Origin of the sequence: Daejeonella rubra, assembly GCF_900103545.1 — a bacterium.
Classification (GTDB): Bacteria; Bacteroidota; Bacteroidia; order Sphingobacteriales; family Sphingobacteriaceae; genus Daejeonella; species Daejeonella rubra.
Genome location: NZ_FNHH01000010.1, coordinates 59,236 through 85,110 on the forward strand (window position 1 = coordinate 59,236; position 25,875 = coordinate 85,110).

At 38.6% G+C, this 25,875-nt stretch carries 19 protein-coding genes; 4 read left to right on the forward strand and 15 right to left on the reverse strand.

The genetic code is table 11. The features are described from left to right. Positions 1–120: 120 nt before the first annotated feature. The 15 genes from BLR27_RS09055 to BLR27_RS09125 form a co-directional block, all read right to left on the reverse strand. Positions 121–495 carry a transmembrane 220 family protein gene (locus BLR27_RS09055; protein ID WP_090704043.1) on the reverse strand — a complete coding sequence of 125 codons (375 nt, stop codon included), beginning with the start codon at positions 493–495 and terminating at the stop codon, positions 121–123. A gap of 53 nt (positions 496–548) precedes the next feature. Next, complete coding sequence (locus BLR27_RS09060; protein WP_090704045.1) at positions 549–1,469, reverse strand: RraA family protein; 921 nt, start codon at positions 1,467–1,469, stop codon at positions 549–551. Positions 1,470–1,499: 30 nt separating this feature from the next. After that, the gene (locus BLR27_RS09065) at positions 1,500–2,801 is read right to left on the reverse strand and encodes an MFS transporter (protein WP_090704047.1); all 1,302 of its coding nucleotides are present in this window, start codon (positions 2,799–2,801) and stop codon (positions 1,500–1,502) included. 32 nt (positions 2,802–2,833) lie between these two features. Then, on the reverse strand, positions 2,834–3,472 hold the full coding sequence (locus BLR27_RS09070) for a bifunctional 4-hydroxy-2-oxoglutarate aldolase/2-dehydro-3-deoxy-phosphogluconate aldolase (protein WP_090704049.1): 639 nt from the start codon (positions 3,470–3,472) through the stop codon (positions 2,834–2,836). After that, a complete protein-coding gene (locus BLR27_RS09075) occupies positions 3,465–4,466 on the reverse strand; it encodes a 2-dehydro-3-deoxygalactonokinase (RefSeq protein ID WP_090704051.1) in 1,002 nt (333 codons plus the stop codon). The genes BLR27_RS09070 and BLR27_RS09075 overlap by 8 nt, the downstream gene beginning before the upstream one ends. Before the next feature lie 24 nt (positions 4,467–4,490). Beyond that, entirely contained in the window at positions 4,491–5,687 is a 1,197-nt protein-coding gene (locus BLR27_RS09080; RefSeq protein ID WP_090704052.1) for a sialidase family protein, read from the reverse strand. Positions 5,688–5,818: 131 nt separating this feature from the next. Continuing rightward, positions 5,819–7,060 (reverse strand): mandelate racemase/muconate lactonizing enzyme family protein, encoded by a 1,242-nt coding sequence (locus tag BLR27_RS09085; RefSeq protein ID WP_090704054.1) that lies wholly within the window; start codon positions 7,058–7,060, stop codon positions 5,819–5,821. 22 nt (positions 7,061–7,082) lie between these two features. After that, positions 7,083–8,948 carry an arylsulfatase gene (locus tag BLR27_RS09090; protein ID WP_221406317.1) on the reverse strand — a complete coding sequence of 622 codons (1,866 nt, stop codon included), beginning with the start codon at positions 8,946–8,948 and terminating at the stop codon, positions 7,083–7,085. Positions 8,949–9,089: 141 nt separating this feature from the next. After that, entirely contained in the window at positions 9,090–10,340 is a 1,251-nt protein-coding gene (locus tag BLR27_RS09095; protein WP_090704056.1) for an amidohydrolase/deacetylase family metallohydrolase, read from the reverse strand. A gap of 60 nt (positions 10,341–10,400) precedes the next feature. Continuing rightward, positions 10,401–11,645 carry an amidohydrolase/deacetylase family metallohydrolase gene (locus tag BLR27_RS09100; protein WP_090704058.1) on the reverse strand — a complete coding sequence of 415 codons (1,245 nt, stop codon included), beginning with the start codon at positions 11,643–11,645 and terminating at the stop codon, positions 10,401–10,403. A 91-nt stretch (positions 11,646–11,736) separates the two neighbouring features. After that, entirely contained in the window at positions 11,737–12,957 is a 1,221-nt protein-coding gene (locus BLR27_RS09105; protein WP_090704059.1) for an aminotransferase class V-fold PLP-dependent enzyme, read from the reverse strand. Between the two features lie 128 nt (positions 12,958–13,085). Then, the gene (locus BLR27_RS09110) at positions 13,086–14,687 is read right to left on the reverse strand and encodes a SusD/RagB family nutrient-binding outer membrane lipoprotein (protein ID WP_090704061.1); all 1,602 of its coding nucleotides are present in this window, start codon (positions 14,685–14,687) and stop codon (positions 13,086–13,088) included. A 17-nt stretch (positions 14,688–14,704) separates the two neighbouring features. Next, a complete protein-coding gene (locus BLR27_RS09115; RefSeq protein WP_176767655.1) occupies positions 14,705–18,199 on the reverse strand; it encodes a SusC/RagA family TonB-linked outer membrane protein in 3,495 nt (1,164 codons plus the stop codon). 299 nt (positions 18,200–18,498) lie between these two features. After that, entirely contained in the window at positions 18,499–19,683 is a 1,185-nt protein-coding gene (locus BLR27_RS09120) for a FecR family protein (protein ID WP_090704065.1), read from the reverse strand. Positions 19,684–19,953: 270 nt separating this feature from the next. Then, a complete protein-coding gene (locus BLR27_RS09125; protein WP_176767656.1) occupies positions 19,954–20,499 on the reverse strand; it encodes an RNA polymerase sigma-70 factor in 546 nt (181 codons plus the stop codon). A gap of 256 nt (positions 20,500–20,755) precedes the next feature. On the opposite strand from BLR27_RS09125, the gene BLR27_RS09130 reads away from it, so the two are divergent. From BLR27_RS09130 to BLR27_RS09145, 4 genes are all read left to right on the forward strand, one after another. Further along, entirely contained in the window at positions 20,756–22,087 is a 1,332-nt protein-coding gene (locus tag BLR27_RS09130; RefSeq protein ID WP_090704069.1) for an amidohydrolase/deacetylase family metallohydrolase, read from the forward strand. Between the two features lie 26 nt (positions 22,088–22,113). Further along, positions 22,114–23,568, forward strand: a complete 1,455-nt coding sequence (locus BLR27_RS09135; protein ID WP_090704071.1) for a PQQ-dependent sugar dehydrogenase — start codon at positions 22,114–22,116, stop codon at positions 23,566–23,568. Between the two features lie 19 nt (positions 23,569–23,587). Further along, positions 23,588–24,082, forward strand: a complete 495-nt coding sequence (locus tag BLR27_RS09140) for a RidA family protein (RefSeq protein ID WP_090704073.1) — start codon at positions 23,588–23,590, stop codon at positions 24,080–24,082. A 74-nt stretch (positions 24,083–24,156) separates the two neighbouring features. After that, positions 24,157–25,824 carry an L-lactate permease gene (locus BLR27_RS09145; RefSeq protein ID WP_090704076.1) on the forward strand — a complete coding sequence of 556 codons (1,668 nt, stop codon included), beginning with the start codon at positions 24,157–24,159 and terminating at the stop codon, positions 25,822–25,824. Positions 25,825–25,875 lie beyond the last annotated feature (51 nt).

Consider the following 25,875-nt stretch of genomic DNA (forward strand, 5'->3'; position numbering starts at 1 on the left):
TTCTAGTACCAGACTTTTTCTTTGTGCAAAAACGTTGGAAAGCGATATAAAAAATAATATGATCAATAGGAAGATTAATTTTCTTTTGAAATTGAATAACAAAGTCATATCCAGGTCTGATTATTTAGAAATTCTTCTTGACTTGAAATAATTCAGCGTCAATACAGTGATCAGGATGAGCAGTCCAAAGAACTCTCTGGTTTCTTCAATCCATGGCTCAGATGCTTTCATGCTTCCAGCAATATTCTCAGCATTATGATCATTTAGCCAGGTCAAAACACCAAACTTATCAAAGAATAAGTAAATACAATAAATGAAAAATAATCCTGCAATTAAAAGGGTAAACTTCGGGTAATACTTACCCTTAAAAGCTTGAAAAGAAATTGCAGCACCAATCAAATAAATAGGTATCCACAAATAGGGATCAGGATCATTATACTGTAATCCTGCAGAAATGATGAATAGAATGCAGAAAGTTAAATTAAAAAATTTCATGGTTTATTTACACTAAAGCTTTATTAAACGATCATTAATCATTTATAAATAAGCTATTTAGGCAACAATTTGGAATCACCGGTTTTTAGATAATCTTCAAACTGCTTCAATAATTTTGGGTCCCTGGGACGTCCATAAATATCACTGGATTTATATTTACCCAGGTCGAACGCTTTTTTCATCCACACATCACGGCGGCGATCTTTGGTTACATTAGCTATTAGGTTAGGAACAAATTGGGGTGGAATGGCAAGTATACCATCCTGATCACCTATTACCAGATCTCCAGGCATGATAACAGCTTTTCCGATCCGGATAGGAACATTTATGCCAGATACAGTTGCATTACTTAAGGCACCGGGATAGGTGCCACGGTAAAAAGCCTGCATACCGCTTTGAGCAATATTCTCAGTTAAATAGATCCCCCCATCAACGATCAAACCCGTTCCAGTAGTTTTCCAGATATAGTAAGAAAGTTTATCTCCAACATAGGTCCCACCCTGAACTTTGCCATAAAGATCGACAATCACCAGATCATCCTTTTGAAGCATATCAATAGTAGTCCTGTTGTTAAGTCCGGTAAAATTATTTTTATCAGCCTCGCTTTGCATTCCTGCAACAAGGTCGGGACGAGAAGGCATAAACTGTACAGTAAATGCACGCCCTACCAGTTTCTTTCCTGGAATAATCGATTTCCAGCCATCTTCATATTGATTTGCATATTCCCTTGGTATTGAGCCAATTGCTTCTACAACCTGAATATCCATTTTACGTATTGTATCCAAAACAGCCGCCGGGATCATAGGCCGGCCACCGGGGAACCTGCCATAAGGATTTTTCTCAGTAAAACTCTTCATCTGTTCTTCTGTGAAATTGTAAAGCTGAGCGTTTGCAGATGGCAAAAAGCATGGAGCAATAAAAAATACACAAGCTATCAAAACTTGTTTTAACTGGCTTTGAACTAATATTTTCATAATTCTATTCGTTAAAAATATATTCAATTATTAATTTACTACAACTTTTTGAGATCTTCTGGTTAACAGATGTATAATGATCCAGGCTACGAGGTAAGTAACGCCACAAATAGTGAATATTAAGTTATAACCTCCTGTCAGGTTATCCGCTGCCTTATAAACATCTAACAAATAACCTACAAATATCGGGAACAGTATCCCTCCTATTGCTCCTGTCATTCCACCAATTCCAACAACAGAGCTCACTACTTCTTTAGGGAACATATCTGAAGCCATTGTAAAGATATTAGTCGCCCAGGCCTGATGAACGGCAACTGCAAGACTGATCAAGCCGACTGCAACCCACTTATCTGTTACAAACTGAGCAATAGCGATCATTATTCCAAGTTCAAGAATTGCAAACAGTAGTAAAACTCCCTTTCTTGCTTTTAATGTAGGCCAGCCTCTATTGATCAGCTGAGAGGAAAAATATCCTCCAGCAATACTTCCAATTGTAGTTGCACCATAGATGAGCATCAACTCAGGACTGATAACTTTAAGATCCAGGTTAAAAGTTGAAGAAAAATAAGAAGGCAACCAGAAAAGAAAAAACCAAAAAATTGGATCAATCAAGAATTTACCTGTTACAAAAGCCCATGTTTGAGGGAAAGTAAATAATTTGGCCCATGAAATTTTGGTTGTGCTCTGAACCTGGTCAGAAATATCATCTTTATCACTTTCAATATATGCAAGTTCTTCTGCACTCAGCCTCTTTTGCTTTGATGGGATTTCATAAAGCCAAAGCCAAAAGATCAGCCATACAAAGCCCATGGCGCCGGTAATCCAAAAAACCTCATGCCAGCCATAATTCTGCATGATTATTGGAACTATGATGAGTGCTACCACCACCCCTATGGCGGTTCCTGAGTTGAAAATACCTGTAGCAAGCGCTCTTTCCTTTTTTGGAAACCATTCCGAAACAGCCTTCATGGCTGCAGGAAAATTTCCTGCCTCTCCTATTCCCAATGATAATCTTGCGATGCCGAACCCGGTAACTGATTTTGCTAGCGCATGCCCCATACCTGCGAGGCTCCAAACCACTACGGCCACACTATAACCAAGCTTTGTTCCTACTTTATCGATAAACCTGCCCGATACCAATAATCCAATCGCATAGGCAAATGAAAACGCAGACATGATTCTCCCAAAATCAGTTTCTGTCCAATTGAATTCCAATTCAAGCGTCGGTTTCAATAAACCTATGATCTGCCGATCCAGGTAATTAATTACTGTACCCAGAAATAATAGGGTTACTATTAACCAGCGATAATTTTTTCCTTTTGGAGATGTCATTTTGCTTATGCTTATGAAATTCGTTTTATGAGTTATGAATTAAGTTTTGACACGTATTGCTTGAAATGTAATTCCAGACCTTCCCAGTTTTCATCTTTTATGAGTGTTTTATCAAAAAGCTGACTTCCAATACCTAGCCCATCAGCTCCAGCTTTAATAAATGTTTGAATATTATCAAGATTTATTCCGCCTGTAGGCATTAGTTTTATCTTGTTTAAAGGCGCTTTTACGTCCCTTATGTATTCTGGTCCGAGGCTTGTAGCCGGATAAACCTTAACCATGCTTGCTCCCAGTTTCCATGCCTGATAGATCTCTGTAGGTGTGTATGCCCCGGGGAATACTGGTATATTTTTACTGACACAAGTACGTACTACATCTGCATCCAGGATCGGTGTAACTATAAACTGTGAGCCAGCCCGGATAGCCTGCTCCAGATCATCCGTATTACAAACCGTGCCGGCACCGACATTTAGCTGGCCTTTATATTTATCAGCGGCAAAACGTATTATATCCTCCGCAGAAGGAGTATTCATAGTAATTTCAATTGTTGTGAGGCCTGCAGAAAGGTAAACAGGAAGAATTTTTTCGATTACTTCAAAGCTTAAATTTCTGATAATTCCAACAATGGGGACTTTTGCAAATCCGTTCCAGGAAAACTCTTGATTATTCATAGGAGGCAGTTTGTAATGCATTGAAAATTTGAACCTGTCCTGCGATTGTCGCTTTATCTATTAGATCAGGCTGAATATAGGTTGTATTGAATTTCAGGGAAATAGCTTCGGCTGCAAGCTTATAATGATCATAAAGATGTTTTCCGCTGCAGATAACTAAACGGTCATAATTTCCATCTTTTAGCTGTCTGAGTTCCGAACCGATCAATAAGCCGCTTAGGTAAAAGGAATTCTGTTCTTTTGAGAACTGCCCAAATAACTGCCCGGTACGGACTGTAAATAAGCTATGTAAAAGTGAGGAAGTCCCCGAAACCTCCACTCCTTTTAAAAAGGCATTAATATCTACCTGATCTTTCAAACCAGCGCCAGAGCCGCCTAAGACAGAGTCCTTTAAAATACTGTGCTCGCACAGAATATTATAGATCTCACCAGTCATAAATGTCTGAAAATCAGTCACAAAACCATCCTTAACAACAATATGCTTGGAATGGGTACCCGGGAAAACAAAAATTATTTCTTCTGAACCATGAATAGTAATCTCATTTAGTTTGAGCAGACCAATTAATTGAGCTTCTTCACCACGCATCACATCTTCATGACTTTTCACACCTGAAACCAGGACCAATGGGCTTTTGGCACCATTAAAATCCTTAAAGCTCCTAACTGAGGCCTGGCTTCCCTTACTGTCAAAGGGAAGTTCTGCATATGGAATTTCTTCCATTCCTATTGAGGAAGAAGCCATTCCGGATACAATGACAGGAATATTATCCAGAGAAAACGATGACTTTTTTGCCAATTCCCCGATGCTGCCTTTTAAGATTGCTGCATAAAAATCAAAGCGTTTAAGCTCATTCTGTTCTTTCCAGGCTCTGAATGTACCTGCAACACCATCTTTAGAAAGGAGTTCGGCCAAAACCCTATAATCTTTTCTTTCAACAAGCCTTAATCTGAATGAAGTAGTGCCCCAATCACAGCATAAAATATATTTATCCATCAAACTATCAATTCTCAATTCAAATTATTTCTTATTGACTCTATTTTTAAACACAGCTGATGAATTGCCATTCAGAATATCATTCTCTGTGAATCTGCAATACAAAATATCCCGGGCACCGGTTCTTTCACGATCAAAAACAACATGAATATTGCCATCATTTGTCTGATCAGCATCAGGATAAGACACATTTTCGCGTGAATCAAGCAATAATTTATGAGGCCAGGTTTTTCCTCCATCTTTTGAAAGAAAAGCAGTCATTTTATTACGTGTGGTGCTATTATTACTTACCAGCAATAAATTACCAGAAGAAAGTTTACCCAAATAAAATCTACTGGAGGTAGTTGGGCCTGAAGCTGTAAAGGGCTGTAATTGTGACCATGTTTTACCAAAGTCATTACTTTTTGTATAATAGATTCCTTTAATGGTTCTCAGCATTGCCAGAGATTCACCCATTTCAGAAATTTCAACTACCTGTGGTTCATCATGAATCCTTAGTTCTTCATCAATTTGAATGGAGGCATAAGGACTAAGTTGAAGTTTGTTTGGTGATTTGGAAAAATCTTTGGAATAAATGAATACACCGTTCTGAGGGAATGCTTTTTCAGATTTGGTTCCCGGAAGCGGCTTATCGATGTAAACTGGGAAAAGAGCTATGTTTTTTGAAGGCAAATAAACAGGTTTATTACTCATTACCCCATCACTTATACGAATAGGTTTGGAATTAGCGATTTTCTTACCATCCCATTTAATTTCTACAGAATTGACACCGCCAAAACCATCCCAAATCAAACTATTTTTAGCACTTCCGTAGAACAAATGCACTTTCCCATTATTATCTCTCCAGATTGCGGGATCAAACAAGCGGTAGGACTGATCAGTTGGATAAACTACAAGTTGATCATTCAACCAGGTATTACCTGAATCCTGACTTACAGATAAAGTCACATAATTACCCGGACCCGCCGCAGCTCCACCAGAATACCAGGCCACAAAAACCTGCTTTCCATCGGCAGTTGCTCCAACTGCAGGCACCTGCTCAAATTTCCGGTCTTTTAGTCTGGAATCTTCAGGATCACTGATAAATTCTGCAATTGCAGAAGCATCTTTGTCGCCTGAGATTGAAAGCACATCGGTTTTAATTGATTTACATCCTGAAAATAAAAATGTAAAGCTGGAAGTCAGGAAAAGTGCGGATAATAGTATTGATCTGGTTCTCAATTTCTGATGTTTTTAATTAAAATTTAGCTCTTGAAAAGCACCTGAATTTAAAACAATTCCGGATTTCTAAAAATGTGATTATTTAAGGAAATTATCACATGAACATGGTAAATAAATGAATATTTTAAATATTACCAGTTATGAATTGCTCCATCAGGGCTTTTCAAAACAGGATGTGGAAACTTAGTCTTTTCTGTTATCTCCATGATGAAATTTGCCTTCTTAGGATCGAATTTAACACCTAAACCAGGCTCCGGATTTAAATACAATTTTCCATTTGAGAATTTCACATAATCATCGTTGAAATATGCTGGCTTTTCTACCTCTCCTCCAGCTATTTCAATCATCACTCTTGAAGGGCTGCTTGAACCAAGAACATGTACTAATGCAGCTGTGGATAATGGTCCGGTGAAGTGTGGAAGCATCCCGATATAATGAGTTTCACATAATGCAGCTATTTTCTTTAATTCTACAATTCCACCACTATTTGGCAATGTAACCCTGGAATAATCGATCAGATGTTGCTCAATAAGTTCATTAATATCCCAGCGATCGCCAAATTGTTCTCCTACTGCAAGAGGTACCTTGGTTGCTTGCCTGAATGTTTTGTAAACGCCTGGATTTTCAGACCGAATTGCATCTTCTACAAAATACGGACTTAATTCTTCCAGAGCTGAACATATCTTAACTGCTTCAGGAGTATCAAACCGGGTATGAAGATCGATTGCCCAATTGCCCTTTCCTCCTACTGCCTGATCAATTCTCTTACTGAAAGCTATAGTTTTGTCGGCATTTTCAAAGAAATCGAAAGGCTGATCACCATTACCACCGGTTGGTCCGATCCTATATGACCTAAACCCTGCCTTTAGACAATCGGTTGCCCTTTCTTCCTCTGTTTTCGCTTTTGATGGCCTGAAACCTGTTGCGTAACATTCCACAAATTCTCTTGTGGAGCCACCCAAAAGCTCGTATACAGGAACATTTAAGGCTTTACCCTTAATGTCCCATAGAGCCATCTCAAGTGCGCCCAGTGCATGCAGTTTCTCTCTTCCGGGAGGATAAAACATGCCACGGTAAAGATATTGCCAGATATGTTCGATACGAAAAGGATCTTCACCGATCATCATTTGAGCACATTGCTCGATCATATCTTTTGAGCCACCTTCACCAATTCCGATTATACCAGTATTGGTTTCGATTTCAACAATACCGCGAGCCTGATTAAAAAGCGGTTTATTATACCCAGGAGCAGCATAATATCGAATTTTGGTAATCTTAATATTGGATGCTGCCTGTGCATACAGATTTGGAAAACCAATGATCATGGCTGCCGAACCGAGAAATGCAGATTCAAGAAATCGTCTTCTTTGCATAAAATATAATTATAAACATAAATTAATTTATTCGTTCCACATCCACAAACTGCACCCCTGTCTCCTGCGCATCTGATTTGATAAAGGCTTCAAATCTACCCGGACCTTCAGGTAATTCTATCCCATCAAAAACAGTAACAGTATCACCCACTGATAAAGAGACCTTCTTTTCTATTCCGCGATATTTCAAATATGCGAAACCGGATTTTGCAACTTTTTGATAACGCAGGCTTACCCTATATTTACCGGGACTGCTAAACACCTCCCAGTATCCAATTCTTCTGGTCTGTTCACCTATTGAACCCTGTCCACCCCAGTCAAACCGCGATAATTGAACATTGGGCTGAAAATTAGTCCCGATATGTATTCTCTGCGGCCAGTCATTCCCACGATCTTTCATTGCCTGGTCAAACCAGGTTTCATATCGGGAGAGCATGCTTTTAACAATATCAGGATGCTGTTTGGCTATATTATCAATTTCACTGGGATCTTTTTCAATATCGTATAGCTCAAGGGAAGCAAAGAGTCTTTTCATTTCAGCCTCTCCTGAGCCAGGCCGTGTAATATTTCCATAGGGATCATCATTCGGAGAAATGAGTTTATATCGCTTTCCGCGAACCGTAAAATGAAAGTATTTAAATGGTTCAGAACCTGCATGGCCCTGTATGAAAATTTCACGTTCCGGAAGCATTTTCACTTTACCACTTAAAAGTGGCATCAATGATATTCCATCCAATTTCAAAGCTTTAGGCACAGGGACATTACATGCTTCCAGTAAAGTTGGCATTACATCGATATGTGCAGCCAAATTAGTATATTTCACACCCTGAGGTATCTTTCCAGGCCATTTTATAAAGAAGGGAGCCCGTATTCCATTTTCATAAACACTGGTTTTAGTCCCGCGCAGATTCATCACATAACGATCCGGATACATGTCGTTTTTTGTCCTTTTGGTTCTTGGACCATTATCAGACATAAAGATCACGATCGTATTATCCTCTATGTTTAATTCTTTCAGTTTAGCCAGCAAACGACCAATATTAGCATCCACATTGGCGATCATCCCATAGGTACGCGCATTAAGTTCATGAAGGCCCATTTTTCGGTATGGATCTGCCCATTTATCACTAACTGTTAAAGGGAAATGAGGAAGATTGGTAGCGTAAAAAGCAAAAAATGGCTTGTCTTTATTTTTATCAATAAAGCTAATAGTTGAATCTGCAAAAATATCATCACAATATCCTTCAAAAACCTTTTTGACATTATTATGCTCTAAAATTGGGTTAAAATAAGAGTTTCCAGGTGGATCAGAAGCCTGACCAATTCCTCCGCCTTTATGAATCAGAGTTTCCTGAAAGCCCTTATCGGAAGGCCTCATCGGATAAGAGTCGCCAAGGTGCCATTTCCCGAAAATTCCGGTACGATATCCAGCATCAGAAAGAACTTTTGCGATGGTTATTTCAGTTGATTTCATGAGATGCGAGGTCTCTGTAACACCTACAACACCAGTTCTGTAATTATCGCGTCCTGTGAGCATGCTGGCTCTTGTTGGAGAACAATTAAAATTCACAATAAACTGTCTCAGCTCCGCTCCCTGATTTGCAATAGCATCCATATTAGGAGTTTTCAGGATATCATTATTATGGAGTCCTACATCACCAATCCCCTGATCATCAGTCATTATCAGGAGAATATTAGGCCTTTTTTGTGAATAGGAAGAAAGTGGGCTAAAAGAGTTGAATAGAAGAAGGAAAAAAGTAAAAAACTTCAAATTAAGTTTAGACAAATTCATGATCTGCTTATATAAAGCTGCAAATAAATAATCATATAGCTTAGTTTGTGTTAAAGTCATAGAGGCAGAGTCAAACACCAAGTATAAATATTTCATTAAACACACCTAAAGGCATTCTCAAACTAAAAACAGAGCATATTCTGCAATTACGCAACACATGCTCTAAGTATTGATGAAACAATAAAAAATACTCCATATTTATCAAATATCTGATAAATATGAGGCGTCAATAAATAATTATTTTTTAGTATTGGTTTGAGCGATGGCATTCAGATCATACATAACCTTGCCATCTTTAAGTGTCATTTCACACTCTAACTTCTGGGTTCCCTCTTGTCTGTTTCCTGCAATATCTCTGAAGCCAAATTTACCCTGACGAACACTAATAATTGCAATATCAGCTATCGCACCTTCAGAGAGATGACCAAGTTCCTGGCGTTTTATAGCCTTTGCAGGAGTCCATGTACTACGAGCAATTACTGAAGGAATATCCATGCCCATAGCCATATGAATAGATAAAACATTCAATTGATCCTTCATTGCACCATTCATACTACCTGTGTGAAGGTCTGTACCCATCAGATCCGGAAGGAAACCTGCTTTTATCGCTGGGATTGCCTGATTGAAGTTAAAGCTACCACCACCAAATCCTACGTCAAAAATAATTCCTCTTTTTTGCGCAGGGATAACAAAAGGCCTGAGTTGTCTGGTTTGAAGATCAACAATCGGATCTCTTCTTTCAAGCTCAGTAAACACGTGCGTGTAAATATCCCCTGGCCTGAGGTATTTAAAGAACAAATCTTCAATTGGTAACTTTCCACCACCAAAATCAATAACTACAGGCATATCAGCAAGTTTACCTGCTGCTACGATCCTTTCAACAGGAGCCCAATCAGCATTGGTAAAGTGTGCGAGTTTAAACCCTACAACATGTTCCTTATTGTCAATTGCAGCTTTTGCAGCAAGCTTTACATCCATATCACTCACATCCTGTTCATAATCTCCACCCCTCATTCCTTCTCCAACGATATTCAGAAAGGATAAGACCCTGGCCCTTGATTTATCAATTACATTCTTCTTGAACAGATCAAATGATTTATAACCTGCTCCACCACAATCTACAAGAGTGGTTACACCGGAACGAAAGCTAAATCCATCTGCTGTAACACCCACATTTCCATTGCTCAAATAGTGATCAGGTTGCACGCCCCAGAAAACATGGGCATGAATATCGATCAGACCAGGAGTGACATACATTCCAGCTGCATTTACTATCTGCTCTCCAAGTGCAGGATCAATATTTTTTCCCACTTTAGCGATTTTGCCATTTTTTATGGCAACATCGAGGATGTCATTAATATTGTTTTTTGCATCGATCACCCTACCACCTTTAATGATGGTGTTGTACATTGGAGCTGTTCCCTGTGCCTTTACTTCGGCAAATAACAGGAATAGCAGAGATAAAAATAATATTGAGATTTTTCTCATCGCTTTTTTTCTAAAAACCTTTAATAATAACCATCAGATGGTTATTTATGAATAACATAATTATCTGCTTTTTTCAGGATTGCTGGCTATAGCATTGAGATCATAAACTATTCTTCCGGCACGGAGAGTCATTTCGCATTCGAATTTCTGTTTACCTTCGTTTCTATTTCCTGCGATATCTCTGAACCCGAATTTACCATCACGTACACTCAAAATAGCCACATCAGCGCCAGCGCCGACAGAAAGGTGGCCAAGTTCCTCACGTTTAATAGCCTGTGCCGGAGCCCAGGTACTTCGAGATATAACTGAAGGAATATCCATGCCCATAGAAAGAAATATAGAAAGAACGTTCAACTGATCTTTCATTGCACCGTTCATACTCCCTGTATGAAGGTCGGTTCCCATGGTATTTGGTAAAAAACCTGCCTTAATAGCAGGAATAGCCTGATTGAAGTTGAAACTTCCACCTCCAAAACCAACATCAAAGATGATTCCACGCTTTTGTGCAGGAATTAAGAAGGGACGTAACTTCCTGGTTTTGAGATCTACAACAGGGTCTCTAATTTCAAGTTCAGTATACACATGAGTGAAAATATCTCCTGGCCTGAGGTACTTAAAGAACAAATCTTCAATTGGTAATTTTCCTGCTCCAAAATCAATAATTACAGGCATATCAGCAAGTTTACCAGCAGCTACTACCTTTTCAACAGGAACCCAGCTTGCAGCGGCAAAGTGAGCAAGCTTGAATCCCACAACAATATCCTTATTCGCCAGGGCCTTTTCAGCAGTTTTTTTAGCATCCATATCACTTATATCCTGCTCATAAGGATCGCCTCTCATACCATCTCCAACGATGTTTAGAAAGGATAGCACTCTTGTACGGGATTTATCAATGATCGTAGACTTAAACTTATCAAATGAAGCCCAGCCGGCTCCACCACAATCAACCACAGTGGTTACACCTGCACGCAAGGTATAAGGATCAGGTGCTAAGGCAGAAAAACCTCCACTCAGTCCGCGGTCATCTGTTCCGGCAAAAAGATGTGCATGCAGATCAATTAATCCGGGGGTAACATACATTCCTTTAGCATCTACTATTTGTGATGCAAGGGAAGCATCAATATTTTTAGCAACTGCGGCAATTTTACCGCTTTGGATGGCCACATCCATAATTTCATTAATGTTGTTCCTGGCATCTATTACATGCCCGCCCTTTATCAGTATACTGTAAGTCTTTGTTTGAGCCTGAGCAAACTGAGTCAGCATAATTAATCCTGAAAGAAGCAGATAGGATATTCTTCTCATTTGAAATTCTGATTTTTGTAATAGGTAAAAACAGAATTAATTCCCTCGACTGCGGGAATTAATTCTGTTATGTTTTTTATTAAGATAATTCTTAAGATACCGCTGCTTTAGCAAGTTCTTCCTGAACCCGTTTTGCAACAATTTTATCTTCACCTTTTTTCAACATAAATACGGTGATATTAATTGCATCCGGTCCTGTCATAACTTCTACCGAAGGACTGCCATTCTGAAGGTTCTTTAGCAATTCTCTTGGAGTGATCTTCACTTTAGACTGATCCCATGAAATTTTTATCGCTGGAGTATGATTAGCAACAGGAGGAACAAAAACCTCAGTACTTACTCCGTTAACTTTACTTGCAGCATTCACAATAGTGGCAACTCTGTCTTCCCACATTTTCCATTCAGCAGCATGATCGGTATTGATATATTTTTCCAATGCCACATACATTCCCAGAACTTCTTCCTTGTTAACTTTCATACCGCGACCCAAATTCCCACCGTTTGGTGGTGCGCTCAAACGTGCTGCAGCTATAAGGTCTTTTTTACCCATCAGGATACCGGCACTTTGCGGACCACAAATAGCTTTTCCACCAGATACACAAACAAGGTCAAAACCAAGATCATTATATTTCCATAGGTTCTCAACCGGCGGCACATCAGCAGCCATATCGATCATGGTTGGAATATTGTGTTTTTTACCAATTGCAATAAACTCTTCGTGTTTAATCTTGCCCATTGGTCCGCTTGAGTTCAGGAACCACATCATCGCAGTTTTGCTTGTGATCGCTCTTTCCATTTCCTCAGCAGTCTCAACTTCCACAGGTACTATACCCGTGTTGGTTAATGCATGAACATACCCCACATTATGCGATTTTTGAACAATAACTTCTGTCTTTTCAAAGCTTGAAAGATTTGGAAGAAGGGCTACTTTTTTTCTGTCCATGCGGGTTAAAACGCCTGCTGTTCCTAAAACAAGTGCTGACCAGCAACCTGCAGTTACCATAGCAGCTTCTGCATGACACATTGCTGCAATTTTCTCTCCCACTTTATCCTGAACTTCGTTAATCATAACAAAATGATTTGAAGCTGATTGGATGGTATCCACAACTTCATCATGCATTAAAGAAGCAGTCATCGTTGTGTAGGTACCCGCTGCATTTATAAAAGTTCGCAAACCCAGCTCTTTAATCACGTCACGTTTAGCCGCTGCAGTTGCAGTTCCTGCTAATGCTTGAAAAGGAACACCTGTTCCGATAGCTGCACCTGCAATAGGAGCTACAGAAAGGTATTTAATAAGATCTCTACGTTTCATAGTATTGTTAATTATTTTGTTTATTGAATAAAACAATAAGAGGAGATATAAAATCTCCTCTTATTGTTTATAACTCTAATATACTGAATGACATAAGTTTTTCATATCAAGATCAGTATTATAGCATATTAGTTACTTTGACCGGTGCCAGGACCAACATCCCACCACATTCTTCCTTGTAATAAGTCTATCTGTTCTTCAGAATAATTCTGACGTTTAATAGCCTCATAGTAGTTATCAGGATTTACGTTACGTTCAGCAATAGGTAAAGAGAATCTTCTCCACATTTTACCTGCAGTTACGTTACCAGGATATGAAACTTTCTGACCAGAAGTATTCGTCCAGTTAGCATAGTTAAATACAGGGTATTTTGTACGGCGCCAGTTAGAGTATACTTCATAATCATCACCAAGTAATGAAATCCATTTCTGAGTTGAGATGGTCTCTAATTGCTGAGCAAAAGTACCAATTACAGGATATGGATTTGCAAGAAGATAAGCATCAACCTGTGAAGTAGTGATCACACCTGAATGAGGAGCAACACTTGGCCATAAAGCCCATTGAGCCATTGCAGCACGAACACCATTATCATAAGCAGCCAGTGCAGTTGTTCCAACACTCCATCCTCTTGCTGCAGCCTCTGCGATAAGCAGGTATGCTTCTGCAGGACCCATGGTAATGATCGGTGAACCTCTGTCGATGTAAAGAAGAGATGGTTCTGAATAAGAATCAAAATCACTTGGTCTGGTATTGATACTTCCATTCACCATTCCGCGTTGAGCAGAAGGAGTATTATTCGCAGTATATGTTCCTCCTGAAGGAACCCATACAACTGAAATTACAGGTAAACGCGGATCATTTGTATTTTTAAGATGATCAATGAATTTACCAGACCATTTACTTCCTTCTACGTTATCACCACCTGGACTTGTAAAGTCACCGGCAATGTATCCATTAACTCTTGGATTCATTTGACCTGTAACATTTGCATACTTCAGGTAAGCAATGTCTGCAAATGCAGTCATTACTCCACCTGCTACAGCCTTTTCAACCCAAGCTTTTGCAGTGGCTGGCTCAACATCGGATAAGCGCATTCCCAGACGAAGCATCAGTGTATAACCGAACTTTTTCCATTTAGCTACATCTCCTTTAAAATATGGATCAGCACTACCAAATACATTCGGTTTCGTAGCATCCATAGATTTCAAAGCAGTTTCAAGCTCTGTAAGCATAGCAGTATAGATACTTTTTTGAGTATCATACTTTGGTTTTAAGTTATCCAAACCTTTCATGGCATCTGCATACGGCATATCTCCCATCACATCTGTTTGCTGATGGAAAGCTAAAATTCTAAGAATTTCAACTGCAGCACGTTTGTTCACGTTTTCTGCACCAGGAATCTCCTTTGCTAATTGTAACAAACGATTCCATTGACCAGTGTACACTCCAAAGGACCCTGCGGTTCCATTGAAATTATAAAATTTATCACCTGTCGCAGGAACTTCTTTGTAAGAAGAAAAATACTGCAATCCCTGGCCTAATGCACGGTAATTTTCACCCGGACCACTTGCTAAAACAGCAGCAGTAAAGGAATATTCCGGAATTACGTATTCAATAGCGTCTGGATTCTTATTCAGGTCGGTTAGCTTTTCGGTATTACACGATTGCATAGTGGTAACCAAAAGAACAGCTCCGGCCGCATATATCAATTTAAAGAATGTCTTTTTCATGTTCTTAGATTTAAATATTAGAATCTTAAATTCAGGTTAAAGCCAATATTTCTGGTTCTAGGCATTGAAACGCCCTGACTTCCCTGAGCATTACCCACTGTTTCCTGCATTTCAGGATCTATACCAGCTTCTTTAATTTTCTTATCCTGATACAGGATGGCCAGATTCAATCCGGTAATTCCGATTGATGCTGACTGAACTTTCATGAATTTAAGCGTACTAACAGGAAGGTTATACTTTAATACTGCACGACGTAATTTGATAAAATCAGTTTTATAAACCCACATACCAGGGTATGCATTTCCAAAGTTATTGTAGTACGTATCAAGGTCTACAACGTTCCATACTTTAGTGTATGGAGCACCTGCAGCACTAACACCACTAACAGTTAAACCTCCCTCTCTACCTGGAAGAGTTTGTGGTGTAAGTCCGAAACGTGTTGCATATTGAATTAAGTTACTGTAACCAACAGCTCCAAATTTAGAATCGATATCGATCGTTAAACTAAAGCGTTTGTAACGGAAATTATTACCTAATCCCATCAGGTAAGGAGGATTACCTACTCCAAGATCACGTAGTTCCTGAACTTCATACCCGGTAGCAGTATTATAAACTTTGTTACCATTGGCATCTAATTTCATTACGTTGGCTCTTACTGTTGAATAGGGCAAACCAACAGCGTTGATCATTTGAGGACCACCAATACCTGAACCTAATGATAAGATATCAATTCCAGGAGCTAATTCAACGATTTTACTCTGGTTATAACCAAAGTTATAGTTCACATCCCATGAGAAATCATCTAGCTTTACTGGTGTACCAGTCAAGCTAATCTCCCAGCCTTTGTTGGTAACCAATCCAAGATTTCTTCTACCTGCAGCAAAGCCGGTAGCTCCGGAAATTGGAGGAGAAAGAATATCATTTCTGGTTTTTCTTGAATAGTAGTTCACATCCAAACCAATGCGGTTATTTAACATCTGCACCTCAAAACCACCTTCAATTGTTTCTACAGTTACCGGGCGAATATTTGGGTTATTCAGTGTATTCGGGTTAGTTAGTGTAGGAAGACCATAAGCATTCACTGTACTAACATTATATGTTTGGTTAATACTACCTGCGTTTACTGTAGCACTACCAACTTCAGCCCATGATGAACGTAATTTCGCATAGTCAATGAACTTAGGCATTTTAACTACCTCAGAAATGATAAAACTTGCACCTACAGATGGATAGAAGATTGAGTTAAATCCTGGATTTAACACAGAGAACCAATCCTGGCGACCTGTAACGGTTAAGTAAAATAAATTTTTGTAATCAATATTAGCTTCTCCAAAAACAGAGTTTGTTCCACTATTACCTATTGGATTTGGACCAAGAGTTGCTTGTACAGAATTTGCAAGATCTCTATTAACAAGATTTGAAATACTGTAAAAATTAGGAACAACCCACTGGCTTCCGTTAGCTGTATTACTTTTATTAAAGTCTCTTTCGCTCTGCACACCAGCAAGTATATTCAAGCCGATCTTATCTGTCAAGAATCTTTCATTGTAATTAACGATACCCTGGAAATTTGTTTTATCTGTTTTTTCAACTGCAGACTGAAAATAACCAAGTGGTGTAAAAGAGTTTGTACCAGGAACATAAAAAGATTCTGTATAGTAGTTAAAATCTCTTGCAACAGTTCCCTTAACAAACAGGTTTGGCAAAATGTTTGCCTGAACGCTTGCACGACCAATTAAACGCTGACGATCATCCTCATTACCAATCTGATAAGCTGCATAGTACGGGTTAACCGCAGCAGGTACCGGATTCCAGTCAAGTTCTCTTCCAGTAGCTACATTGATACCTGGTCTGTTAGGATCAGTACCACGCATGTTGCGTACATCAACAACGTTAGCTGCCAAATAAACCGGCCATGCAGAGTTGATCTCAGCATAACCTACGTTTGGTCTGTTTGTTCCTTCAACAAGATTATACTGAACACTGGACTCAATGGTTAAGAAATCATTCTTTCCCATTTTACCTGTTACGTTCAGGTTAGCAGTTTTCCGTTTATAATCAGAATTTGGCTGCTGATCTTTTGCACGCAGATCACTTACAGATAATCTCATTCTTAAATTCTGGTTACCCGCATTGAAGGCTACAGTATTCGTGATATTCTGACTTGTCTGATAGAAATTTTTAATATTATCTTTTACATTGTATGGAGAATAAGCACGCATTACTCCATCAAACTGCATAACTAAAGATCCGTCCATTTTTGCACCATATGACAAACGGCCTGAACTTAATGCAGCAGCAGCAGTAGCTGGTTTAACACCATCATTTCCCTGACCGTACACATACTGATAATTAGGGAATACAGAAGGATTTCCAAAATTAGCATCAGAAGTAACTTCGATCCCAACACCTTTTTGAGCAGATCCTTTCTTGGTAGTGATCAGGATTACACCATTTGCAGCCTGGCTACCATAAAGAGCAGCCGCAGCACCACCTTTCAAAACTGAAATAGTTGCGATATCATCCGGGTTCATACTTGAGATACCATCACCACGGTCAGCGTTAAAACCGGATGAACTAGTAGCCGGACCACGATTACCATTATTAATAGGCATACCATCCACAACATAAAGTGGCTGCTGGTTACCATTTAATGACGTATTACCACGAATGATCACACGGCTGGAACCACCTGCTCCTGAATTTGCCTGAGTTGCATCAACACCGGCTATTTTACCCGTAAGGGAATTAGCAATGTTGTTCTGACGTGATTCAGTTAATGATTCGCCAGGAATTTCCTGTACACCATAACCCAATCCTCTTTTTGCTTTAGTCACACCGAATGCAGTTACAACAACCTCACTTAAAGCCTGACGGTCTTCAACCATGGTAACATTCACACTGGTTCTTCCATTTACAGCAACTTCCTGTGTTACATAACCAATGTATGTAAATACAAGAATTGCATTTTCAGGAGCACTAAGAGAAAAGCTTCCGTTTACATCTGTTGACGCTCCTGTTTCAGAACCCTTAACACGAACACTCACACCAATTAAAGCTTCACCGGTTGCATCAATAACTTTACCACGAATGTCAACTCTTTGTTGCTCGATGTTAAAGTTTGATACAAGACCTGATGTTTGTGCAGAACTAATATTTGTTACATCACGGCTTGAGTTAGCAAATGAAAATTTAGAAACCTGCTCCATTAAACGCTCATCTCTTCTTTTCAGAATAATAGTATTCTCTGTAATGGTATAAGTTAATGGCTGGTTTTTGAAAACCTGTTCCAAAACTTCCTCCAATGAAGAATTCTTTGCCTTTACAGTTACAGGAACTGTATTTCTCAGCAGCCTGGTATTATAAAGGAAGTCATAACCCGTTTGTTTTCGAATCTCCGTGAAAACTTTGTCCAGGTTAGAATTCGTTTCATTTAACGTAACATTTTGAGAGTAGCCATTAGCGCTTACCTGCATTATGGCTACTAAAATGAAAATGGTAGTTAGCTTCATAATTCGTAACATTTGTTTGGAGACTGTATTTGAGAGTCTCTTTTTAGGAAAATTCCTAAAATTGTTTATGCAGCTGTCACTGCATTCACTAAGTAAAACATTTTTCATACTTTTACATTTTTAAAATTTGTTTTGGTTAATTAATTAAAATTTCGTGCTCACGGAATTTCATGCATGGATTAATCTGACTAATTATTCCGTTCTGGGGCGCAATCCAGGACGGTTTTTTCATTTTAATCCCTTTCAATTACAATTAACTACTATCGGTTTTTATCATATTATTAATTTACTTTTGGAATTTATGGTATCATTTTAACTTTAATTTTTTTTCCTTTTACACTGAATTTAACACCTCCGCTTTGTTCAAGAATTTTCAATACTGCTGAAATATTTACCTCATTAGAAATGAAACCAGTAAACTCATCCTTAGGCATATTACCTTCATAAACAAGTTCTACATCGTACCAACGCTCTACTTCGCGCATAATTTGCTGTATAGGGGTATTTTTGAACTTAAAGTAACCATTTTTCCAGGCTATCGCTTTCTCAGTATCCGCATTTTCTATTCTGATTCCCGGTTGTTTGGAATTAGTTAATGATTGTTCTCCAGGTTTGAGCATTCTGGTCTTGCCTAACACATCCGATTTTGAATTAAGGATAACTTTGACACTTCCTTCCAAAAGGGTTGTTTTTGTAAAATCCTCATCATCATATGAGTTGATATTAAAATGAGTACCTAAAACTTCAACGATCTGACCATCGCTTTCAACACGAAAAGGAATTTTTTTATTTGAAGCTATTTCAAAATAGGCTTCTCCGCTAAGTTTAACTTTACGCTCGGTTCCTGTAAAAGCTGTTGGATAACTTAATGTTGAAGCAGAATTAAGCCAAACCTTACTTCCATCGGGCAATCGAACCTGATATTTACCCCCTTTGGGAGTTTGAATTGTATTAATTACAAAATGATCAGGTATATTTTTCATTTTATTAACCTGATTCTTCTCATAAATAATCTCACCATTCTCAGTTTTGGTGATCGCAATATTTCCCTGACTGGCCAATAACCCATTGGCAGCATCATCGAGACTAATCTTTGAACCATCCGCCAATATTAAAATTGCCTTATTATTACCTGGAAGGATATCGTTTTTCACATCTATCTCAGTAAACTGTTCATCCTCAATTATGGTTCTATTGGAATAAAAATAGATACCAGTTGTAATAGCAAGCAGAATCATTGCTGCAATTGAAAAAGATTTCAGGTAATAAAGCTTGTAAGATTGCTGATAATCCTCTACAGGATTTATTTTTTCAGAAATTTTATCAAAAATCTTATCTTTTAAATTATCCAAGCCGGGGACCGGATCATTTTTGGCGTGGGTATTAAAACTCCCATAGAAGTTCAGCAAGCGCTGCTCTTCCTCCTGTGAAGCCTCCCCAGAGATGTATTTATCCAGTAATTTATGAAAATTCTCTTTTTCCAAAATATGCCGATTTTATATAGGAGAGTAAAAAAAAACAGGTATCCCCTAGTCCGGTAAGAAAAAAAATTAGATTGAAAGCCTTAAATAGTAGATTAACAGATTTGAACTATATCTTATATGTTTCAATTAAACAGTTTCAATTAGATAATAGAAATAAAATATAGAAATTAAGATTTAAATACTCTAAAAAAAAATCATACTATATATAATACAATAGACAGTGCTGATAATTTGTGTCAAATACTGGCTTTTAATAAAAAAAAATGTTTATTAAAATAATCCGAGGGAAATTCTGAGTTGCCTCAATGCTTTATTCAAATGATTTTCGACTGTTTTAGTAGAAATATCCAATTGAGAAGCAATTTCTTTGTGCGAAAGTTGCTCTTCGCGACTTAATTTATAAACCACCTTACATTTGGCGGATAGTTTATCAACTATAGAATTGATCTGGGAAAGCAACTCTCTATATTCAATATTTCCATATTCAGAAGGAGTTTCTAAACGCTCATGAATATTGTCAAATATATCTTCACGCACAGAACCATTTCGAACTTGTCTGTAAACTTCGTAACGGGTTGATGCAAAAAGGTATGATTTCAGAGAAACCCTGATTTCTATAATCTCACGTTTATTCCAGAGATTGATAAAAATGTCCTGAATAATATCTTCGCAGGCCTGCTGATCATGAAGTATATTGTAAGCAGAGATAAATAACTGATTCCAATATTTATCATAGATGAGCTTTAAGGCAATATCATCTCCCGACCTTAATCGGCCCATCAATTCTAAATCCTCAATTTTCACTTGTTCACTCATTGGAATTTTAAACATATTAAATTCAAAATGAAATTCAAAATATGTTGAAAAAAAGGCAGCTTAAGTCCGCCGTAATTGAATTCGATTATAAATATATAGAATTTGTCTCAGATTTAATTTATCGGCAGTAAAAAAAAATTATATTTAATCAAACTAGGGGATATTCGGCTTTTTTAACTCTTATCATTAAAGAAATTCTCATTATTTAATTATCAGCATAAAACAATTTTAAATAACACACCTAAAAACGAGCAAAATGAAGCACAAACATTTTTTAATTTTCACTCTGCTAATTTTCTTAAGCAACAGTATGCAGGCTCAACAAAATCAGCAGCCCGTGTCTGAGAAGCCCTATAACATAGTCATCAAAGGAGGGCATGTTATTGACCCTAAGAACAATATTAACACATTAATGGATGTCGCCATTAAAGATGGAAAGATTGCATTGATCGCTAAAAACATTGATGCTGCAAAGGGCATACAAGTTGTAAGCGCAAAAGGCATGTATGTTACTCCAGGTTTGATTGATATTCACGTTCACTTTTTCTGGGGTCATGATGGCTCAGCCTATATGAATGCGCCTTCAAGTCTGCCGGCTGATGGTTTTACATTCCCTGCAGGGGTTACCACTGTTGTGGATGCCGGTAGTCCGGGATGGAAAACTTTTGAACTTTATAAAAAACAAACTATTGAAGGGTCACAAACCCGCGTACTTGCATTTTTAAACATTGTTGGTCAGGGAATGGCCGGTGGCAAGTATGAGAATGACATCAATGAGATGGATCCTCAGAAAGCTGCTGAAATGGCAAAAAAATATCCCAATGACATCGTTGGATTTAAGCTTGCACACTTCAATGGCCGCACTTGGGTACCCACTGACCGTTTGGTAGAAGCCGGACGCCTTGCAAACCTTCCTGTCATTGTTGACTTTGGCGGCGCCTCTCCATTCCTTCCTTTAGATTCACTTTTCAATGTTAAATTCCGCCCTGGCGATATTTATACACATGCATTCGGAGGAAACGGAAGTACCAGCCCGAATGGCCGCGAATCAATTGTTGACGTGACCACCAATAAAGTAAAACCATATGTGATCAAAGCACAGAACAGGGGAATCATATTTGATGTAGGTTTTGGCGGATCAAGCTTCCTTTTCAATCAGGGAACTCCGGCAATAAAAAGTGGTTTTTATCCAAACTCAATCAGTACCGACCTTCATACAGGCAGTATGAACAATGCAATGAAGAATATGCCAAACATCATGTCATTATTTATGGCTATGGGAATGGACCTTCAGAGTGTGATCAAGGCAAGTACCTGGAATCCTGCGCAACAGATCAAGCGACCAGAACTGGGTAATCTTTCTGTTGGAAATGAAGCCGATGTTGCAATTTTCACTGTAAGAAATGGAAACTTTGGTTATTATGCCAGAGACGGCAAAATTCCCGGGAAACAAAGACTTGAAACAGAAATGACAATCAGAGCCGGAAAAATTGTTTACAACCTGAATGCAATCGCAGAGCCTAATATATTACAAAATCCACCGAGACAAAGGCCTGCGAATGCTTCACCCAGACCTGCTGGCAATTAATAAATTAAAATAATTTTTATTTTTTTATGGGCACCATCAGATGCACTTTAGGAAAAACAGGGCTTTTAGCCCTGTTTTTTTCTTATTCCATTTTAAGCTTTGCGCAGCAAGCAAGCGCGCCGGCAACAAGCCAAAGACCTATTGCTCCCATTAAAACACCTGTATCATTACGTTCTGATATTACGATTGAAAAGGTAATGAATACCGGAAAACTTGGTGTGCGCCTTTTAAAGAATGAAAAAACAGGCGAATTCTGGTATTCAACTTTTGATGGAAATGTATTTAAAATCACAGATTTTGATACACCAAATGCTATTGAACAAAAAATATTTTCAGCGGAAGACCACGGAATCACCAGGCTTCAAGGTGCGGCATTCTTAAACAATACACTGTTCTTGTGCGGGAATATTAGTGCCAATGGTGGTAAGGGAACCAAGGGAAGAATGGTTAAATATGATCTTTCAAAAGCTAAACCTGTATTGACAGAAGTTTTCAATACAGTAGAATATGGTACAAATGCTACGACTTTTGACCACGGCTGGAATGCCTTGGTTATTAGTAAGGATAAAAAATACATTTATGTAAATTCTGGTGCACGTACAGATCATGGAGAAGTTCAGGATAATAATGGGGCCTATCCAAATGCCCGCGATAATGCATTAACATCCAACGTTTTCAGGTTCCCTGTAAATTCTCAAAACCTTATTTTGACTACTGATGAAGCAAAGCTTAAAGCAGATGGTTTTTTATATGCACAGGGGATAAGAAATGCCTATGACATGACATTTGATGGCAAGGGCAATCTTTTCGGGGTAGTAAATTCTGGCGATTATGATCAATCTGAAGAAATGTTCTGGATCAGACAAGGACATCATTATGGATTCCCATGGCAATTAGCCGGGATTGAAAACCCGCAGCAATATCCAACCTGGGTGCCTGATCCAGCAAAAGATCCATTTATTAGTCCGGGAGCACATGCCTGGGTAGTGAAGTATTTCCGGAATGATCCCAATTTTCCAAAGATCCCGGAAGGAGTTAAATTTTCTCCAGGGGTACAGAATTTAGGTCCTGATGCGAATGAATACCGGGATATCGCAACCGGTAAAATCGTTGATGGAGACATTACAGGAAAAACAGTTAGTACATTTAATGCACACTCAGTACCATTAGGATTAGTATTTGATACTAAAAATGCTCTTTCCAGTGAATTCAGTGGAGATGGTTTTGTTTTCAGGTACGGCGGAGGTTCAGATCGCCCCGGCACAAACCTGTTAAGAAAAAGCGGAAAAGATCTGATGCATTTAGAAATGACCTATAATGCTGCTGCAGATAATTATTACATGAAAACAACTACTATTGTTAATAATTTCAATGCTCCTGTTGATGCAATAATGGTTGACAATAAAATATATGTGATGGAGCATGGTACGGCAAATTCTGAAGGCGGAAGAATCTGGAAGATCAGTTTGCCTAAAAAATGATTATTAAACAAAAAATAAGATGCAAAATAATACCCCTGATCAAAATTTTGAAAAAACAGGATTAAGCCTCCCTCCTGCTCCCAGTCCTATTGGTGTTTATAAACCATATGTTGTTGACGGTAAATATTTATATTTATCAGGCCATGGTCCGGTTAGAAACGACAAATCATTGATCAAGGGTCGCCTTGGACAGGATATGGATATAGAACAAGGTAAACTTGCCGCACAACAGGTTGCATTGGCTATGTTATCTACGATCAAAACTAATTTCGGAAGTTTAAATAAGGTTAAACGCGTAATTAAAGTATTGGGAATGGTTAATTGCACTGATGATTTTGAAAGACATCCAAATGTTATAAACGGATGCAGTGAACTCTTTGCAAAAATATGGGGAACGGAAAACGGGATCGGTGTAAGAAGTGCCATCGGATTTAATTCATTGCCAGACAATATTCCCGTGGAGATCGAAGCTTTGTTTGAGCTTCAGAATTCACCACAAGATCCCTTTAAATAATTTCAGGGATAAGTAAAGTACAAAACCTTAATAAACAATTGGATTGTTAAAATAAATCTAAACTGTCTTTTAAAATGGAACAAATCTGGCCGCAAAATTACGACCCTTTTAATAATGCATTATTATCCACAGTGCTTGCAGCACTTCCAATTATTGTTTTACTGGGATCTATTGCCATTTTTCATATCCGAATCCATCTTGCAGCTGTATTCGGACTAATTGTCGCGATTGGAGTTGCGCTATTTGCCTTCAACATGCCGGTTCCTGCAGTTGCTGCAACCACCTTGTATGGTGGTGCATATGGTCTGTTTCCTATTGGGTGGATCGTATTGAATCTGATCTTTCTTTATCAGTTAACGGTAAACAAAGGACTTTTCACATTGATCAGGATGCACCTTTCTACCATTGCTCCTGACCCCAGAATACAGGTAATACTTATTGCATTTGCATTTGGAGCTTTTTTTGAAGGAGCTGCGGGTTTTGGAACACCAGTAGCCATCACTGCGGCCATCCTGATACAGCTTGGTTTCAGGCCACTGGCGGCATGCGGACTATCTCTGATTGCCAATACGGCTCCTGTAGCCTTCGGAGCCTTAGGCACTCCTATAATTGCATTGGCAGCTGTAACAGACATTGACGTACTTAAACTTTCGGCCATGGTTGGCAGGCAATTACCACTATTCTCATTCATAGTTCCTTTTTGGGTTATATGGGCAATGGCAGGTTTCCGGGGTATGATCAGCGTTTGGCCGGCTGCGTTAACTGCAGGTTTATCTTTTGCTGTCACACAGTTTTTAGTTTCAAATTATCACGGACCATGGTTGGTCGATATATTTGCTTCAATTGTTTCAATCATTTCAATTATTGTTCTTTTGAAATTCTGGCAGCCAAAAACAATATGGCAACTTCCAAAGGATGAGGATACAATTCCATTGCAGGCCGATCCTGAAAGTGTCAGTACAAAAGACATGGTTCGTGCATGGACTCCCTGGGTTATTCTTACAGTTTTCATTTTTGCGTGGGGAGTACCAACTGTAAAAAGCACCTTAAACTCTGTTTCTGCACCTGAATATAAGGTTGCATACCTTCATAATCTTGTAAAACGTTCTCCCCCTATTGCACCGGTACCAACTTTGGAGAAACCTGCAAAAACCGAAGAAGCTGTCTTTAAATTAAACTGGATATCAGCAACGGGAACCGGAATATTACTTTCAGCCATAATTGCGGGATTTGCTATTGGCTATTCTATAAAAGAAATGTTCAAGGTATATCTCCAGACCCTTTGGAGGGTACGGTTTTCATTGATCACCATAGCGGCGATGCTTGCTCTGGGTTATGTTACCAAATACTCCGGTGCAGATGCCACCCTGGGACTGGCATTAGCTAAAACAGGCGTATTATACCCATTTTTCGGAACAATGCTGGGGTGGTTAGGTGTGGCCTTAACCGGTTCTGATACAGCTTCCAATGTGCTTTTTGGAAGTCTGCAAACCATTACAGCAAAACAAACCGATGTTAGCCCTATATTAATGGCAGCAGCCAACAGTTCGGGTGGTGTAATGGGTAAAATGGTAGACGCTCAAAGTATTGTAGTTGCCAGTACTGCAACGAACTGGTATGGACATGAAGGTCAGATATTAAGATATGTATTTTTCCATAGTATAGCACTTGCGGCATTGGTGGGTTTGTTTGTATTCCTGCAGGCCTATGTAATTCCTTTTTCAAATATGGTTGTAAAGTAGATTCAAAATTAAACTAACATAAAAAAACCTGATCATTTCCGATCAGGTTTT

Bases quoted from the DNA above. Each gene is read 5' to 3' on its own strand.
- BLR27_RS09135 (WP_090704071.1), top strand. From the start codon at position 22,114: ATGGGCACCATCAGATGCACTTTAGGAAAAACAGGGCTTTTAGCCCTG.
- BLR27_RS09065 (WP_090704047.1), bottom strand. From the start codon at position 2,801: ATGACATCTCCAAAAGGAAAAAATTATCGCTGGTTAATAGTAACCCTA.
- BLR27_RS09095 (WP_090704056.1), bottom strand. From the start codon at position 10,340: ATGAGAAAAATCTCAATATTATTTTTATCTCTGCTATTCCTGTTATTT.
- BLR27_RS09075 (WP_090704051.1), bottom strand. From the start codon at position 4,466: ATGGATAAATATATTTTATGCTGTGATTGGGGCACTACTTCATTCAGA.
- BLR27_RS09115 (WP_176767655.1), bottom strand. From the start codon at position 18,199: ATGAAGCTAACTACCATTTTCATTTTAGTAGCCATAATGCAGGTAAGC.
- BLR27_RS09060 (WP_090704045.1), bottom strand. From the start codon at position 1,469: ATGAAAATATTAGTTCAAAGCCAGTTAAAACAAGTTTTGATAGCTTGT.
- BLR27_RS09085 (WP_090704054.1), bottom strand. From the start codon at position 7,060: ATGCAAAGAAGACGATTTCTTGAATCTGCATTTCTCGGTTCGGCAGCC.
- BLR27_RS09070 (WP_090704049.1), bottom strand. From the start codon at position 3,472: ATGAATAATCAAGAGTTTTCCTGGAACGGATTTGCAAAAGTCCCCATT.
- BLR27_RS09145 (WP_090704076.1), top strand. From the start codon at position 24,157: ATGGAACAAATCTGGCCGCAAAATTACGACCCTTTTAATAATGCATTA.
- BLR27_RS09105 (WP_090704059.1), bottom strand. From the start codon at position 12,957: ATGAAACGTAGAGATCTTATTAAATACCTTTCTGTAGCTCCTATTGCA.
- BLR27_RS09110 (WP_090704061.1), bottom strand. From the start codon at position 14,687: ATGAAAAAGACATTCTTTAAATTGATATATGCGGCCGGAGCTGTTCTT.
- BLR27_RS09055 (WP_090704043.1), bottom strand. From the start codon at position 495: ATGAAATTTTTTAATTTAACTTTCTGCATTCTATTCATCATTTCTGCA.
- BLR27_RS09140 (WP_090704073.1), top strand. From the start codon at position 23,588: ATGCAAAATAATACCCCTGATCAAAATTTTGAAAAAACAGGATTAAGC.
- BLR27_RS09090 (WP_221406317.1), bottom strand. From the start codon at position 8,948: ATGAAATATTTATACTTGGTGTTTGACTCTGCCTCTATGACTTTAACA.
- BLR27_RS09100 (WP_090704058.1), bottom strand. From the start codon at position 11,645: ATGAGAAGAATATCCTATCTGCTTCTTTCAGGATTAATTATGCTGACT.
- BLR27_RS09125 (WP_176767656.1), bottom strand. From the start codon at position 20,499: ATGAGTGAACAAGTGAAAATTGAGGATTTAGAATTGATGGGCCGATTA.
- BLR27_RS09130 (WP_090704069.1), top strand. From the start codon at position 20,756: ATGAAGCACAAACATTTTTTAATTTTCACTCTGCTAATTTTCTTAAGC.